The 15533-nt window shown below is 63.1% G+C and carries 10 protein-coding genes; 6 read left to right on the top strand and 4 right to left on the bottom strand.

Annotated features, from left to right (window positions below; all coding sequences use genetic code 11):
* Positions 1-524: 524 nt before the first annotated feature.
* From ABTV29_RS20955 to ycaC, 3 genes are all read left to right on the top strand, one after another.
* Entirely contained in the window at positions 525-1136 is a 612-nt protein-coding gene (locus ABTV29_RS20955) for an antibiotic biosynthesis monooxygenase (protein WP_433766592.1), read from the top strand.
* A 24-nt stretch (positions 1137-1160) separates the two neighbouring features.
* On the top strand, positions 1161-2999 hold the full coding sequence (locus tag ABTV29_RS20950; RefSeq protein WP_433766591.1) for an amidohydrolase: 1839 nt from the start codon (positions 1161-1163) through the stop codon (positions 2997-2999).
* 85 nt (positions 3000-3084) lie between these two features.
* The gene (ycaC, locus tag ABTV29_RS20945; RefSeq protein WP_433766590.1) at positions 3085-3711 is read left to right on the top strand and encodes an isochorismate family cysteine hydrolase YcaC; all 627 of its coding nucleotides are present in this window, start codon (positions 3085-3087) and stop codon (positions 3709-3711) included.
* A 234-nt stretch (positions 3712-3945) separates the two neighbouring features.
* Here ycaC and ABTV29_RS20940 read toward each other — a convergent pair whose 3' ends face one another.
* Positions 3946-4965, bottom strand: coding sequence for an alpha/beta hydrolase (locus tag ABTV29_RS20940; protein WP_433766589.1), 1020 nt, complete (start codon positions 4963-4965; stop codon positions 3946-3948).
* 225 nt (positions 4966-5190) lie between these two features.
* On the opposite strand from ABTV29_RS20940, the gene ABTV29_RS20935 reads away from it, so the two are divergent.
* Positions 5191-6075: a LysR family transcriptional regulator gene (locus ABTV29_RS20935; protein WP_433766588.1), complete on the top strand. Its 885-nt coding sequence runs from the start codon at positions 5191-5193 to the stop codon at positions 6073-6075.
* A gap of 190 nt (positions 6076-6265) precedes the next feature.
* Here ABTV29_RS20935 and ABTV29_RS20930 read toward each other — a convergent pair whose 3' ends face one another.
* The 3 genes from ABTV29_RS20930 to gspG form a co-directional block, all read right to left on the bottom strand.
* Positions 6266-6883 carry a hypothetical protein gene (locus tag ABTV29_RS20930; protein ID WP_433766587.1) on the bottom strand — a complete coding sequence of 206 codons (618 nt, stop codon included), beginning with the start codon at positions 6881-6883 and terminating at the stop codon, positions 6266-6268.
* A 91-nt stretch (positions 6884-6974) separates the two neighbouring features.
* Positions 6975-8162, bottom strand: a complete 1188-nt coding sequence (locus tag ABTV29_RS20925) for a type II secretion system F family protein (protein WP_433766586.1) — start codon at positions 8160-8162, stop codon at positions 6975-6977.
* Positions 8163-8176: 14 nt separating this feature from the next.
* Positions 8177-8626, bottom strand: a complete 450-nt coding sequence (gspG, locus tag ABTV29_RS20920) for a type II secretion system major pseudopilin GspG (protein ID WP_433766585.1) — start codon at positions 8624-8626, stop codon at positions 8177-8179.
* A 221-nt stretch (positions 8627-8847) separates the two neighbouring features.
* Here gspG and ABTV29_RS20915 point away from each other — a divergent pair, with 221 nt between their 5' ends.
* Both ABTV29_RS20915 and mnxG read left to right on the top strand, forming a co-directional pair.
* Positions 8848-9456 carry a lytic transglycosylase domain-containing protein gene (locus ABTV29_RS20915; RefSeq protein ID WP_433766584.1) on the top strand — a complete coding sequence of 203 codons (609 nt, stop codon included), beginning with the start codon at positions 8848-8850 and terminating at the stop codon, positions 9454-9456.
* Positions 9457-9661: 205 nt separating this feature from the next.
* Entirely contained in the window at positions 9662-15487 is a 5826-nt protein-coding gene (gene mnxG, locus ABTV29_RS20910) for a manganese-oxidizing multicopper oxidase MnxG (protein ID WP_433766583.1), read from the top strand.
* Positions 15488-15533: the final 46 nt, after the last annotated feature.

The raw sequence follows: 15533 nt of genomic DNA, 5'->3' as shown, positions 1-15533 counted from the left end.
CCGCCATCGCGGGCAAATGATATCGCCGGATTCTGTGCCCGACACAAAACCCTGTAGGAGCGAGCCTGCTCGCGATGAGGCCGGCACATCCAGCATCAATGGTGACTGACACACCGCCATCGCGAGCAGGCTCACTCCTACAAGGGATTTGTGGTGTTTCTGGATCTTGTGTTCATCGCCAGTCCCTGTGGGAGCGAGCCTGCTCGCGATGAGGCAGGCACATCCAACATCATTGGCGACTGGCACACCGCCATCGCGAGCAAGCCCGCTCCCACAGTAGTCACAATGGTGATCGCGGATTTTGTGCCCGACACAAGAACCTGTGGGAGCGAGCCTGCTCGCGATGAGGCTGGCACATCCAGCATCAATGGCGACTGACCCACCGCTATCGCGAGCAGGCTCGCTCCCACAGTGACCAATGAGGATCCAAGGATCCGGGTGCCCTCGCAAAAAGAGCACGTACATCCAATTTTTTCTTCCCCCATCCCGGCAATCTCACTACTCGATTTGCCGGAGCCTTGCGTATGTCTGAATTCAATCGACTTGAACCGACCAGCCCCGGGGCGGGTGAAGTCGTCACCCTGATCATCAAGCACCGGATCAAGGCCGGGTTTGAAGTGCCCTACGAAGCCTGGCTGCGCAACATCGTCAAGGTCGCCGCGCAGAGCGAAGGGCACCTGGGAGTGGATGTGGTGCGTGGCAAGCAGGCGGGTCTGCACCTGTTCACCTGTGTACTACGCTTTTGCTCCACCGAGGCCATGCAGCGCTGGCTCGATTCGCCGCAACGCCGGGCGCTGGTGGAGGAAGCAGCTCCCATGCTGGCCGACGGCGACCAGACTGAAGTCAACCCGGTCAATGAATTCTGGTTTTCGCCGCTGGCCGATGCGGCTTCGCCACCGCCTCGCTGGAAGCAGGCCGTGGTGACGCTGCTGGTGATCCTGCCGCATACCTTGCTGGTACCACTGCTCTGGGGGCCGTTATTGCAACTCAATGCTTTTCTTTCCAGCTATGTGGTCGCCACGTTCCTGATCACGCTGACCATCGTGCTGTCGGTGGTCTACGTCTTCATGCCGCTGGCCACGCGCCTGTTCGCTCCGTGGCTGGAAGCCGGCCAGTCCCATTCCTCTCAGCCCTGATTCAACAGCCTTAAGGAAAACGCGATGAACGCCGATCTGATTTTGTTCAATGGCCAGTTCCATACCGTTGACCGGGAAAATCCGCACGCCAGCGCCGTGGCCATCCGCGAAGGCCGCTTCGTGGCCGTTGGCAGCGATGCCGAAGCCATGGCGTTGCGCGGCTCCGGCACCCAGGTGATCGACCTCAAGGGTCGTTGCGTGATTCCCGGCCTCAACGACTCGCACCTGCACCTGATCCGTGGCGGCCTGAACTACAACCTGGAGCTGCGCTGGGAAGGCGTGCCGTCGCTGGCCGATGCGCTGCGCATGCTCAAGGAGCAGGCCGATCGCACGCCGACCCCGCAGTGGGTGCGGGTGGTCGGTGGCTGGAACGAATTCCAGTTCGCCGAAAAACGCATGCCGACCCTCGAAGAACTCAACCAGGCCGCGCCGGACACTCCGGTGTTCGTCCTGCACCTGTACGACCGCGCCTTGCTCAACCGTGCCGCGCTGCGAGTCGCCGGCTACACCCGCGACACGCCGAACCCACCGGGCGGCGAAATCGTTCGTGATGCCAACGGCAACCCCACCGGCATGCTGGTGGCGCGTCCCAACGCGATGATCCTGTACTCGACCCTGGCCAAGGGGCCGAAGCTGCCGCTGGAGTATCAGGTCAACTCGACCCGCCAGTTCATGCGCGAACTCAATCGCCTGGGCCTGACCAGCGCCATCGATGCCGGCGGCGGTTTCCAGAACTACCCGGACGATTACCAGGTGATCGAGCAACTGGCCAAGGAGCAATTGCTCACGGTTCGCATTGCCTACAACTTGTTCACCCAGAAGCCCAAGGAAGAGCTGACCGACTTCAAGAACTGGACCGGCAGCGTCAAGTTGCATCAGGGCGATGACTACCTGCGACACAACGGCGCCGGCGAGATGCTGGTGTTCTCGGCGGCGGACTTCGAAGACTTCCTCGAGCCGCGTCCGGACCTGCCGCAAAGCATGGAAGACGAACTGGAGCCGGTGGTGCGCCATCTGGTCGAGCAGCGCTGGCCGTTCCGCTTGCACGCGACCTACAACGAATCCATCAGCCGCATGCTCGATGTGTTCGAGAAGGTCAACCGCGACATTCCATTCAACGGCCTGCCGTGGTTCTTCGACCACGCCGAAACCATCACCCCGCAGAACATCGAGCGGGTGAGGGCATTGGGTGGCGGGATTGCGATTCAGGATCGCATGGCCTTCCAGGGCGAGTACTTCGTCGAGCGCTATGGCGCCAAGGCCGCCGAGGCCACGCCGCCGATCCAGCGCATGCTCGCCGAAGGCGTGCCGGTGGGCGCCGGCACCGATGCGACGCGGGTGTCGAGCTACAACCCGTGGACTTCGCTGTACTGGATGGTCAGCGGTCGCACCGTCGGCGGCATGGCGTTGCACGCCGAAGGCCTGTCGCGATTGACCGCGCTGGAACTGTTCACCCACGGCAGTGCCTGGTTCTCGTCCGAGCAAGGCAAGAAAGGCCAGATCAAGGTTGGGCAGCTGGCGGACGTGGCAGCGTTGAGCGCGGATTTTTTCAGTGTCGACGAAGAAGCGATCAAGTGGATCGAGTCGGTGCTGACCGTGGTCGGTGGCAAGGTCGTGTACGCCGCTGGTGATTTCGAGAAGCTGGGGCCGGCCAGCGTGCCGGTGCTGCCGGACTGGTCGCCGGTGGTGAAGGTGCCAGGGCACTGGAAGCCGAACTCACCGTTGCAGGCCCAGGTTCACCAGTGCAGCGGACCCTGCGCGGTGCATTCCCACAGCCACGAACGGGCACGCCTGTCGAACGCGCCAGTCAGCGATTTTGCCGGTTTCTGGGGCGCCTTTGGCTGCTCGTGCTTTGCTTTTTGATGACGAGCTTTCTGACGAATACCAAAAAGCGTCGGCGTGATCCGTCGGCGCCAAAAGCAATAACCATCCACCAAGGAGTTTTTTCATGAGCAACGTTCCTTACAAGCGCCTGAACAAAGACGATGCAGTGGTGCTGCTGGTCGATCACCAGACCGGCCTGATCTCGCTGGTGCAGGACTTCTCGCCCAACGAATTCAAGAACAACGTGCTGGCCCTGGGCGACATCGCCAAGTTCTTCAAGCTGCCGACCATTCTGACCACCAGTTTCGACAAAGGCCCGAACGGTCCGATCGTGCCGGAACTCAAGGCGCAGTTCCCGGACGCACCGTTCATTGCCCGTCCAGGCCAGATCAACGCCTGGGACAACGAAGACTTCGTCAAGGCCGTCAAAGCCACTGGCCGCAAGCAACTGATCATCGCCGGTGTGGTGACTGACGTGTGCGTGGCGTTCCCGACCCTGTCGGCGATTGCCGAAGGTTTTGACGTGTTCGTGGTGACCGACGCTTCGGGCACCTTCAACACCACCGTGCAGCAAGCGGCCTGGGCGCGCATGACGGCAGCCGGTGCACAACTGCTGAACTGGTTCTCGGTAGCCTGCGAGCTGCAAGGCGACTGGCGCAACGACATGGAAGGCCTGGCCAACCTGCTGTCCGAGCGCATGCCGAACTACCGCAACTTGATCAACAGCTACACCACTTTTACTGCCAAGTAAGTGATCGGTTGCCGGCTTCGGTCGGCAGCCTTTAAAAGATCGCAGCCTGCGGTAGCTCCTGCATGAGAATGCGTTCCCTGTAGGAGCTGCCGCAGGCTGCGATCTTTTGCGCTTCACCAAAACCTGTAGGAGCGAGCCTGCTCGCGATGGTCGTCAACGATGACGCGGGATATCTGGATCACCGCGGCGTTCGAGAGACCATCGCGAGCAGGCTCGCTCCTACAGGTTTTTGATTCAGTTCAGATGCGTCTTGAGCTCCAGCGCCGCCTGGCGCACTGCCGCTTTCACCGCCGGTATCTGGCTCAGCGGATTGAGCAAGCCGAAGTCATGGATCATCCCGTTGTAACGCACCGAAGTCACCGGCACGCCGGCCGCATCCAGGTGGCGGGCATAGCTTTCGCCTTCATCGCGCAACACATCGAACTCAGCAGTCTGCACAAGCGCCGCCGGCAGGCCCTTGAGCTGTTCGGCACTGGCCGTGAGCGGCGAGGCGTGGATCTGTGCGCGTTCGGCCGGGTTGGTGGTGTAGTTGTCCCAGAACCACTGCATCATGCCCTTGGTCAGGAAGTGGCCCTCGGCAAATTGCTGGTACGAGCCGTTGTCGAACCCGGCGTTGGTCACCGGCCACATCAGCAGTTGAAAGCGCAGGGCCGGGGCGTTCTGTTCCTTGGCCATCAACGCCACCACCGCGGCCATGTTGCCGCCCACGCTATTGCCCGCTACCGCCAGTCGCTTGCCATCGACACCGATCTGCTGGCCATGCTCGGCCACCCAGCGCGTCGCGGCGTAAGCCTGGTTGATCGCGGTGGGGTACTGCGCTTCCGGCGACGGCGTGTAATCGACGTAGACCGCGACGGCGCCGGAGCCCACCACCAGGTCGCGAATCAGCCGTTGGTGGGTCGGGAAGTCCCCCAGCACCCAGCCGCCACCGTGGAAGAACATGAACACCGGCAGCTCGCCCTTGACCTTGGCCGGGCGGACGATTTTCAGGTTGATCGTCTGCTCGCCGACCTTGATCGCGCGGTCACTGACCTCGACACCGGACAGGTCCACCTTCACCGACGCCTGGGCACCGGTCAGCACCGCCCGGGCGTCTTTCGGGCTCAGTTGTTCAAGGGGCTTGCCGCCACCGGCGGCGAGGGCGTCGAGGAAGGCCTGGGTGTTGTGCTCGACACCGGGGCTGCCTGCGGCAAAGGCATTGCCGACAGCCAGGGCGAGCAGGGTAGTGGTCAGGGTTTTCTTGGCGATGTTCATTGTGTAATTCCTTTTTCATTAGTGATGTGGTCGCTGTGTAGGAGCTGCCGAAGGCTGCGATCTTTTGCTTGTGATCTTGAAAGGCAAAGTCAAAAGATCGCAGCCTTCGGCAGCTCCTACATAGGTATTCGGTGGGTTTCAGATGCACCGTGGGCACAGATTAATTGGGTGCTGAAAAGGGAAAAAGCCGCTATAAAGCGTTTGACTGTCAACCAAGGTGTGACAATGAACCCGTTCGAAGACATGCGTATCTTTTGCCAAGTCATGGACTCCGGCAGCTTCACCGCCGCTGCCGATCAATTGGGCCTGTCCAAGCAATTTGTCAGCCGCCGCCTCATGCAGCTCGAAGAGCGCCTGGGCGTGCGCTTGCTCAACCGTTCCACGCGGCGCCTGGACGTCACGCCGCTGGGCCACAGTTACTACGAATCGGCCTTGCGCCTGCTGGGTGAAGTCGAACAGGTGGAGCAGGGCATCGCCGGGCAGACCACCGAGCCGCGAGGCACCATTCGCGTCAGCGCGCCGCTGTCCTTTGCGCTGGCGCACCTGGGCTGCCTGCTGCCGCTGTTCCTGCAGCGCTATCGTGACGTCACGGTGGAAGTGGACCTGAGCGATCGTCCGGTGGACCTGCTCGGGGAGGGCTACGACCTGGCGTTGCGCATCGGCACGCTGGAAGACTCGACGCTGATCGCCCGACGCATCGCCGCCATCGAACGCGTGTATTGCGCCAGCCCCACGTACCTCGCCGAGCGCGGCACACCGAACAAACCCGAAGACCTGCTCAACCATGACTGCCTGCCCTATGGCCATGGACGCCAGGTGCAATGGCGCTTCGCGGGCCAGGGCAAGCCACTGGCCGTCAACGTCACCGGGCGGATGCGGGTCAACAATGGCGAGTTGCTCAAGGACGCGGCGGTTGCCGGGATGGGCATTACCTACCTGCCGACCTTTATCGTCGGCGCAGCACTGCGGGAGGGGAAGTTGGTGCGGGTGCTGGACGAGTTCCGGCCGGAGCCGCTGACCCTGTCGGCGGTCTATCCGCAACACCGGCAATCGTCGCGACCGGTGCAGGCGTTGATCGAGTTTTTGCGCGAGCGGCTGGACCAGACGTAGGCGGGGCCTGTGCCTGGATGCACAATCTTCAGGCTGCCAAAATCACTGTGGGAGCGAGCCTGCTCGCGATGACGGCAGGTCTTCAACATTGATGTTGTCTGACACTCCGCCATCGCGAGCAGGCTCGCTCCCACAGGGTTTAGCTCTGTAGATGCATTTGCATTCACACCCCAAAACAAATGGGGGTAGATCAGTTCGAGCGCTTGTCGTCCCCCGGCTCACCGCCTACGTGGACGCCGCGATCGTCGCCTGGCTGGCCAGCGGCATGCAGGCCGCGATCGTCACCGACTTCACCGGCGCGATGCACGCCGTTGTCGTCACCGGCGCGATGCACACCGTTGTCGTCACCGGCGCGATGCACACCGTTGTCGTCGCCCGAACGGTGTACGCCATTGTCATCACCTGCACGGTGAATGCCGCGATCATTCCCCGGTTCGGAATGGGTGCCACTGCGGCCGGAGCTCGAGGCGCTGCCGCCGGAATGGCCGCTGTCGCCATGACCACTGCCGCTACCTCCACTGCCGCCGCTTCCGCCGCCACCACTGCCACCGTGACCGCCACCACCGCCGCCGCTTCCGCCACCACCACTGCCGCCGTGACCGCCACCACCGCCGCCGCTTCCGCCACCACCACTGCCACCGTGACCGCCGCCACCACCGCCACCGCCACCGCCACCGCCACCGCCGCCACTACCTCCCTCTCTGGCATGGGCAGTCGACATATCTGACAGGCTGTCCGGAATCAATACGGTAGACGCCGACAAAACCGCGCCAATAGCTACTGCAAGTAAAAGCTTGTTGAAGTGCATGTCGTTCTCCGCTTTCTTCTTCGGGGTGCAACTTACAAAAAACACTGCGACAGGCGTCACAGTGCAACCCGCCAGCCCCTGTTCAACGGGGTCAGTGAATACTCGAAGCCAGTTCGAAAATCGGGATGTACATCAGGATCACGATCACCCCGATGAGCAGGCCGATGAAGGTCATCAGCAGGGGTTCGAACAGCCGCACGAACCATTCGATCCAGCGACTGATTTCTTCGTCGTAGAAGTCGGCGCTGCGTTCCATCATTTGTCCCAGGTTGCCGGACTGTTCACCCGCGCGCAGCAGGCGCAGGGACACCGGGGTCACCAGGTGATTGAGTTCCAGCGCGGCAGACAGCGATTGCCCTTCGCGCACCCGCTCGCAGGCCTGGTCCAGGCGCACGCGGGAGGCTGGGGTCAGCAGGTTGCGCACCATGCCCATGGCGGTGACGAGGGGAATACCGCCTTGCAGCAGAATCCCCAGGGACCGGTAGAAGCGCGCCAGTTCGTACATGAAGATGCGCTGGTGTATCGCCGGGACTTTCTCGATCAGGCGGTCCACGCCCCGGCGAAAGGACGGTTGGCGCTGGAGCAAAGCGATGCTGACGATGAAGGCCGCAAAGGCGCCGAAGAATTCGCCCTGGTGGGCGTGCAGGAACATGCCGCTGCTCATCAGGATCTGCGACATCCACGGCAGGTTTTCCCCCAGGCCTTCGAACACCAGGCTGAAGCGCGGTACCACATAGCCCATCAAAAACAGGACCACGCCGCCCCCGACGATCAGCAACAGCATGGGGTAGATCGAGGCGCTGACGATCTTCTGGCGAACCTCGTCCATGCGCTGGCGATAGCTGACATAGCGGCCCAGGGCATCGCCCACGGCGCCGGTTTTTTCGCTGGACTGCACCAGCGCCACATACAGCGGCGGGAAAACCGCGGACATCTGGCCCAGGGCCTGGGAGAACGATTTGCCTTCATACAGCAGGCGCACCAGTTCGCTCAGGGTCTTGCGGGCCTGGGGGGCGCTTTCCTTTTCCGCCAGGCTTTCCAGCGCATCGATCAAAGGCAGGCCGGCATTGAGCAGGGTGGTCAGTTCCTGGCTGAACAGCACCAGGTTGAAAGTCTCGCGCTGCTTCAGGCCCATGGCCCGCCAATGTCGTTCGGCACGCAGGCTGACCACCCGCAGGCCCTGGTCCTCGGCAATGCGCCGGGCTTCGCTATGACCCGGTGCTTCGACGGTCATTGAAACCACACCGGCCTTGCCGACTGCTTTGAGGTGAAAGCGCATGGTCGCCATTCCCGTCAATTCCAGTTGGTGACTTCGGCGTTTTCGCCTTCGCCGCCGGCCTGTCCGTCCTTGCCCAGGGACAGCAGGTCGTACTCGCTGTGTTCACCGGGGTAGCGGTAGGTGTAGGCGCGGCCCCATGGGTCCAGCGGCAGTTTTTTCTGCAGGTACGGGCCGGTCCAGTGGGCTTCGTCGCTGGGCGCGGTGACCAGCGCCTGCAAGCCTTGTTCGGTGGACGGGTAATGACCGACTTCCAGGCGGTACAGGTCCAGGGCCTTGCCCAGGCCTTCTATTTGCGCCTTGGCCACTTTCACTTCGGAGCGGCCCAGTTGCGCGAAGTACTTCGGCGCGACGATGCCGGCCAGCAGCCCGAGCACCACCAGCACCACCAACAGTTCGAGCAGGGTGAACCCGCGCTGGGCTCTTGGCGAACAACTACGCGGGGCGAATGACAGTCGCTGTTTCATGATGACCTCACTTAGTCGGCAGGAAGGGTCGCAGCTGATTTTTGTAATGAGGGCTTATGCAATTGCCATGCACAGCACCGGCAAAGTCGGCGACGTACTCCCCAACCCCCCGTACTACGGCCCTTTGCGCTTTCGGCACAGTGCTTGCGTATGCCTGACAAACGACCGGTCAGTGGGGCATTTCCCCCAATTTTTCAGGGCCGGGCAGGGGAGGTAGAACAATGAAAACTCTCACCGCGGGATTGCTCGGCTTGACCTTGCTGGGCGGCGTCGCACAGGCCGATGTGTTCGTTTCGGTAGACGCCAAGGGCAACTTCGTCTTGTCGAACGTCCACCGCCCTGGTCGCCATTATGAAAGGGTCATTCGCGAGCCCGAAGCGGCGGTGGTCAGCCTTGATCAGCAGCCGCAGATGATTGCCGCCAGGCCCTATGCCGAGCTGGTTTCGAAGGCCGCCGAGGCCAACCATTTGCCCGCGGCGCTGCTGCATGCGGTGATACAGAACGAGTCCGGCTACAACCCCAGTGCGGTGTCGCCCAAGGGCGCCGGTGGCCTGATGCAGTTGATGCCCGACACCGCCCGCGAGCTGGGCGTGACCGATGTCTACGACCCCAAGGCCAACATCCAGGGTGGCGCGCGCTACCTCAAGCGCTTGATGACGATGTTCGACAACGACATGGCCCTCGCCGTGGCCGCCTACAACGCAGGCCCACAGGCCGTGCTCAGCCGTGGCGGGGTGATCCCGCCGTTCGCCGAAACCCAGCGTTATGTGCCCAGTGTTTTGAAGCAGTACCGGCGCTTGCAAGGCCTGTCGGCGGACGCCCCGTTGTAAGCGAAAAACCGGGGCGGATTTTCCCCAACATTGGGGGGTAATGACCCCGGCGAAAAATTGGGGAAAAAGTGGGGAATTTCCCCCGATGAATTAAGTGGCAATCATAACTATCTGAAAATTATGTGAAATTTTTGTGGCATGCGGATTGCTCAAGGGGATTTGTCGAGAATTATTCCTGAGAGCCCCCACTTCGAGGCCCGAGATCATGATCGGAATACACCATGCTCCAAACATTCTCCCCTGGCTTCTACTAGCCGCATCGGTGTTCGGCATTGAATTCGCGGAAGCAGCTGCGCGCTGTGAACGCAACCTGGTGGCCAACGTCGTGGCGTTGGACCAGCCGCTGATGTTCAACCGCCTGGGGGCGCAGAACGTCAACGGCATGATGTACGCCCTGCGCCGGGATGTGGTCGACGACCACAATGTCTCGCTGGCCCAGGGCGGCGCGGCGGTGCCGGGCAAGGTTTCGCTGCGGCCTGACAAGCGACCACGCCCGCTGGTGCTGCGGGTTGCCGCCGGCGAGTGCCTGACCATCAATCTGCAGAACCTGCTGGCCTATCAGGCCAACCCGGGTTCGCACGAAGGCGGCGAGGAAGAGGAAGGCGAGGAAGAAGGTGGTATCGAGGTCGGCAACAACGATCAATTCAAGGTCGACGAGCAGGTCGCCGACCGCCATGTGGGCTTTCAGGTCAACGGCCTGCAGGCCGTCAATAGCATCGATGACATTTCGTCGTTCACCGGGCGCAACGCCAACACGCTGATCCTGCCCGGCGCCACCCGCTCCTATACCTTGTACGCCGAACGTGAAGGCGTCTTCGCCGTCAGTAGCCGTGGCGCGACCTTCGGTGGCGAAGGGGCGGCCGGCAACGTCGCCAACGGTCTGTTCGGTCAGGTCGTGGTGCTGCCCAAGGGCGCTCGCAGCTATCGCAACACCGTGACCGAAGAAGAAATGCGTCTGGCCACCACTGGCCGCACGCCTGCCGGCCAGCCGATCGTCGACTACCAGGCGCGCTACCCGCAGCGCGAGCCGTGGATCCGTGAAGGCAAGGCCGGTTCGATGATCATCAACATGGTCGACGGCAACGAAATCATCTCCAGCGAAAGCGATGCGATCGTGATGGGCAGCAATGCCGATGGCAGCTTCCCGGCCGCGACCTATGCACTGGAAGCGGTGGGCAAACGCAACCCGGCCATCCCCAACCGCCTGGAGCCCTTCCGCGATTTCGCCTCGCAGTTCCAGGATGAGACCGCCGCGACCCAGGCCTTCCCGGCGTACTGGGCCGACCCGGTGATGGCCCACGTGCTGGAGCCGACCCGCGATTCGTTCATGATCAACTACGGCTCCGGCGGCATGGGTGCCGAGGTGGTCGCCAACCGCCTGGGCGTCGGGCCAATGCACGATTGCCTGTCCTGCGCCTATGAAGAGTTTTTCCTCAGTTCCCACACCGTGGGCGACGTGGCGATGCTGGTGGACGTACCGGCCAACGCCGGCCTGGAAGGCATAACCCCAGGCCAGGTGCCGAGGGCCGATCAGGTCGGGGTCAAGGCGACCATGGCGCTGTATCCATCGGAGCCTTCCAACGTCAACCACAGCTACATCGGTGACTTCGTCAAATTCCGCAACACCCACAACGGTCATGAGCAGCACATCTTCCACCTGCACGGGCATCAGTGGCTGTTCAACCCCAATGACGACAACTCCGACTATGTCGATGCCCAGGGCATCGGGCCGGGTGCCGGCTACACCTATGAAATCGCCAACGGCGGCTCGGGCAACCGCAACCGGGTAGCGGGCGACGCGATCTATCACTGCCACTTCTATCCGCACTTCGCCCAGGGCATGTGGGCCATGTGGCGGGTGCACGATGTGTTTGAAGAAGGCACCAAACTCGAAGTTTCGCAGCAGGGCAACGACGGCTACCACAGCGAACCCTTTGCCCTGCGCCAGGGTAAACCGGCAGCCGGTGCACGGGCCTTGCCCGATGGCGAGATCGTCGCCGGTACGCCCATCCCGGCCGTCGTTCCGCTGCCAGGCAAAGCCATGCCGCCGATGCCCGGCAAAGTCGCGGTCGTACCGAAAATCGGCGAAGCCCTGGTGGCCGCCAATGACGACGATGGGGAAGGCGACGATGACGGCGAACATCACAGCGGTGGACCACAGGCCATCGGCTCGCTCGCCCTGGTCGATCGCAGCGAGGCCAACCGCAACGCCGACGGCACCCTGAAAAACCCGGGCTATCCATTCTGGATCGGCGGCATGGAAACCTCGGTCGGCCAGCGCCCACCGACCCCGCCACTGGACATGCTCGACGCCGCCAAGGCCCAGAGCCTCAAGGCCTCGGGCAAAGCCCTGTGGGCCAACCTCGACCCGAATCAGTCCGGCGGTTGGGACGGTGGTCTGGGCCGCCATTCCCTGGACGGTTTCTCCGCCGGGGGCGAAGCCAATACCGTGACCACGTCTTTGGATTTCTCCAAGGAAGTGACGCGCGCCAAGCCGCTTTACCTGCCGGAAGAGGGCACCGAAGTCGAACAGGCGGCCATGGCCTTCCATGCCAAGAAGGACCACCCAAGCTATGCCTTGCTGCCGGGCAACCAGATCGTACCGCGCAACTTCCGCACCAACGGCGCCTTGCCGGTGGCCGGCGCGCCGTACTACGAACCCTGCATGGATGACCGGCAAAAACGCCTGACCAGCAGCGCCGGCACCGGTGAGTTCGCCAGTGGCGAGCGGATCGACGGCATGTCGTTCATCGGTTCCTCGACCTTCACCGCCGACCGCCCACGGATCTACAAAGCGGCGAACATCCAGTTCGACGCGGTGTACAACAAGGTCGGCTACCACTTCCCGCAAGCGCGCATCCTGGCGCTGTGGGAAGACGCCTGGCCGGTGATCACCAAGCAGCGTCCGCCAGAGCCTCTGGTAATGCGCATGAACACCTTCGACTGCGTGCAGTACCAGCAAACCAACCTGGTACCGGCCACCTATGAAATGGACGACTATCAAGTGCGCACGCCGACCGACGTGATCGGCCAGCACATTCACCTGCCCAAATGGGACCTGACCGCAGCCGACGGTTCGGCCAACGGCTGGAACTATGAAGACGGCGTGCTTTCCCCAGGTGCCGTGCAAGAGCGTATCCATGCCATCCGCGAGTACAACCAGTGCCAGGGCACCGACCCACGGGACGGCACCCCGGCTTGCCCGAAAGCCAAGAACCATCCGTTCTTCGGCCAGTACGGCCGGGCCGACTGGGTAGGCGCGCGGACAGCCATGCAACGCTGGTTCGTCGACCCTGTGGTCAACAGCAAAGGCGTGGACCGTGGCCTGGGCACCATCTTCACCCACGACCACCTCGGCCCATCGACGCACCAACAGATTGGCCTCTATGCCACCGTGCTGGCTGAACCGGCCGGTTCCACCTGGTTCCATGCCGAAACCGGCGAGCCGTTGTACAGCGGCGCGCGGCAGGATGGCGGGCCGACGTCCTGGCAGGCGGTGATCTCCACCGGTGACCTGGACGGCGACGGCAAGAACGACAGCTTCCGTGAGTTCTTCCTCGAGTACAGCGACTTCCAGCATGCCTATGAAGCCGGTGTGTACGTCGGCGCAGGCCCCAACGGCGTGCCGAACCCACAAGCCTTCCCGGCCACCGCGGACAGCTTCCGCTACGCCATCAACCCACCGGTGCGCAATAACGCCAGCACCCTGCTGGACGGCATTCTCGAGGTTCAGGGCGGCATGGTTCCAGGCTGCCCGACCCGGCCATGCCCACAGGCGATCTCGGTGGATGACCCGGGCATGTTCGTGGTCAATTACCGCAACGAGCCGCTGGCCCTGCGGGTGTACGACCCGAACAAGGTCGGCCCGGACGGCAAGCGCGGCATGCAGGCCGACGGCCTGGGCGGCGACCTGGCGTACGCCATGCAAAGCCGTACCGACCGTGCGATCCCGGCGATGAACCTGGCGCCGAACATGATCACCGCAGCCACCGGTCCGACTGGCGGCACCACGCTGTTCCCGCCACACATCAACACCGGCGGCGCGGAAGCGGGCGATCCGTTCACCCCGATGCTGCGTACCTACACCGGTGACAACGTGCGGCTGCGGGTGCATGCCGGCGGCCACGAGGAGGAGCACAACGTCACCCTGCACGGCGTGAAATGGCTGCAAAGCGGTTCCGGTTTCGGCAACAGCTCCAACTCCGGCTGGCGTGCGTCGCAGATGATCGGGATCTCCGAACAGATGGGCTTCATTGCACCGGTCTCGATGCTCTCAAGTTCGGCGGCGACCACGGGTGACTACCTGTACTCGATGGACGCTTCGATCGAAGGCTATTGGAGCGGTATCTGGGGCGTGATGCGCAACTACACCGCGCAACGCAACGACCTGTTCGCCTTGCCGAACAACGCGCGGCCCACCGGCATGCGCAACACCGTGGCGTTCGATGGCGTTTGCCCACGGATCGGTGCCAACCCTACCGGCATCGGCACCCGGCCGACCCCGCAGCGCAACTATGAAGTGGTCGCGGCACTGGCCAACGACATCCTGACCAATCCGCTGGGCCTGACCATCGGCGATCCGGCCGGCATCGGACAGCACGTGGGTGGACCGCTGAATCCGGCGGGTGGCACCCTGGTGCTCAACTCGCGCACGGTGAGCATTCCACAGGTCACCGTGACCGACCCTGAAGACGGTGAAACCATCACCATCGGCGGGCAAAGCGGGCCGCTGCATGACCCGACCGCGATCCTGTATGTGCGCAAGGCCGACCTCGACCCGGCCACCGGCAAGCTCAAGCCCGGCGTGCCTGTCGAACCGCTGGTGCTGCGTGCGGCGGCCGGTGATTGCATCAACATCACTCTGGAAAACCGTCTGCCGAGCGTGATGCCGGACCTGACCCAGACTGCGGTGATGCAAGGGATGGTCAAGCGCGACCGCAATAGCGGTACCGGTTCGACCACCTTCAGCAACAACCTGATGCGGCCGTCGAGCCATGTGGGTCTGCACGCGCAATTGCTGGCGTACGACATCACCAAATCCGACGGCACCAACGTCGGCGCCAACCCGATCCAGACCGTCCCACCACGGGTCGGCAACAGCGGCGCGTACCCGACCCGTACCTACCAGTACTACGCCGGGCACCTGGAGCGTGAAGGCAAACCGATCACCCAACTGGGGCGCAATGTCGACAACATCAACGCCACGGCGGTGGAGTTCGGCGGCCTGAACATCACCCCGGCCGACGTGATCAAACAGTCGCAAAAAGGCCTGGCGGCTGCGATGAGCATCGTGCCGGCGGGCGCTACCTGGGTTGAAGATACGCGCAAGGTCAACGCCACCGTCACGGCGCCGGGGCAAACCGCCTACCGCGACTTTGCGATGGTCTGGCAGAAAGCCTTGAACACTCGCTGGGCCAACGGGCGGCCGGTGGAAGGGATTGCCGCAGAAGGTTTCGGCGTGCCGACCGATCCGCAGGACAACTCCAGCATGGCCATCAACTACCGGACCGAACCTTTGTGGTACCGCTTCGGCCTGGCCCCGGATGCTCCGTTCGGTCACGCCGACGGCGCCGGCTACGGCGACATGACGAACGCGCACATGGCCTACAGCAACGCACTGGTGGGCGGGGACCCACAAACGCCGGTGCTGTACGCCAAGCCAGGGCAACCGTTCCGTACCCACATCCTGATGCCAACCGGCGGCAGTCGCGGCACCACCTTCCAGCTTGACGGTCATGTCTGGTCGGCCAACCCGTTCCTGTCGGAGAAGAGCGACACCAGTGGCTATCCGATGAGCACCCCGGGCGTGGGTTCGGTGAAGTTCGGCTACAACCCGATGTCGATGTACATCGGCGCCCACGAAAGCGTTCTGCCGGCGGCGCACTTCAGCTTCATGCTGCCCAGCGCCGGGGGTGTCAACGCGATACCGGGGGACTACCTGTTCCGCGACTACGGCGCCTACGGAAACATTTCCGGGCTGTGGGGCTTGCTGCGGGTGACCAACGAGCCTGAACCGGCGCCGGTGCCGTAGGGCGGGGAAATGAGGGGGCGACACAGCCCCCTGTGCGAGCGAGCTT

This window comes from Pseudomonas putida (assembly GCF_050989985.1).
GTDB classification, from domain to species: domain Bacteria; phylum Pseudomonadota; class Gammaproteobacteria; order Pseudomonadales; family Pseudomonadaceae; genus Aquipseudomonas; species Aquipseudomonas putida_AI.
This window is presented reverse-complemented; position numbering and strand designations above follow the sequence as displayed.

What these genes read in the sequence shown, in the direction of transcription:
- ABTV29_RS20955 (WP_433766592.1), top strand. Translation starts at nt 525, where the DNA reads ATGTCTGAATTCAATCGACTTGAACCGACCAGCCCCGGGGCGGGTGAA.
- ABTV29_RS20950 (WP_433766591.1), top strand. Translation starts at nt 1,161, where the DNA reads ATGAACGCCGATCTGATTTTGTTCAATGGCCAGTTCCATACCGTTGAC.
- ycaC (WP_433766590.1), top strand. Translation starts at nt 3,085, where the DNA reads ATGAGCAACGTTCCTTACAAGCGCCTGAACAAAGACGATGCAGTGGTG.
- ABTV29_RS20940 (WP_433766589.1), bottom strand. Translation starts at nt 4,965, where the DNA reads ATGAACATCGCCAAGAAAACCCTGACCACTACCCTGCTCGCCCTGGCT.
- ABTV29_RS20935 (WP_433766588.1), top strand. Translation starts at nt 5,191, where the DNA reads ATGAACCCGTTCGAAGACATGCGTATCTTTTGCCAAGTCATGGACTCC.
- ABTV29_RS20930 (WP_433766587.1), bottom strand. Translation starts at nt 6,883, where the DNA reads ATGCACTTCAACAAGCTTTTACTTGCAGTAGCTATTGGCGCGGTTTTG.
- ABTV29_RS20925 (WP_433766586.1), bottom strand. Translation starts at nt 8,162, where the DNA reads ATGCGCTTTCACCTCAAAGCAGTCGGCAAGGCCGGTGTGGTTTCAATG.
- gspG (WP_433766585.1), bottom strand. Translation starts at nt 8,626, where the DNA reads ATGAAACAGCGACTGTCATTCGCCCCGCGTAGTTGTTCGCCAAGAGCC.
- ABTV29_RS20915 (WP_433766584.1), top strand. Translation starts at nt 8,848, where the DNA reads ATGAAAACTCTCACCGCGGGATTGCTCGGCTTGACCTTGCTGGGCGGC.
- mnxG (WP_433766583.1), top strand. Translation starts at nt 9,662, where the DNA reads ATGATCGGAATACACCATGCTCCAAACATTCTCCCCTGGCTTCTACTA.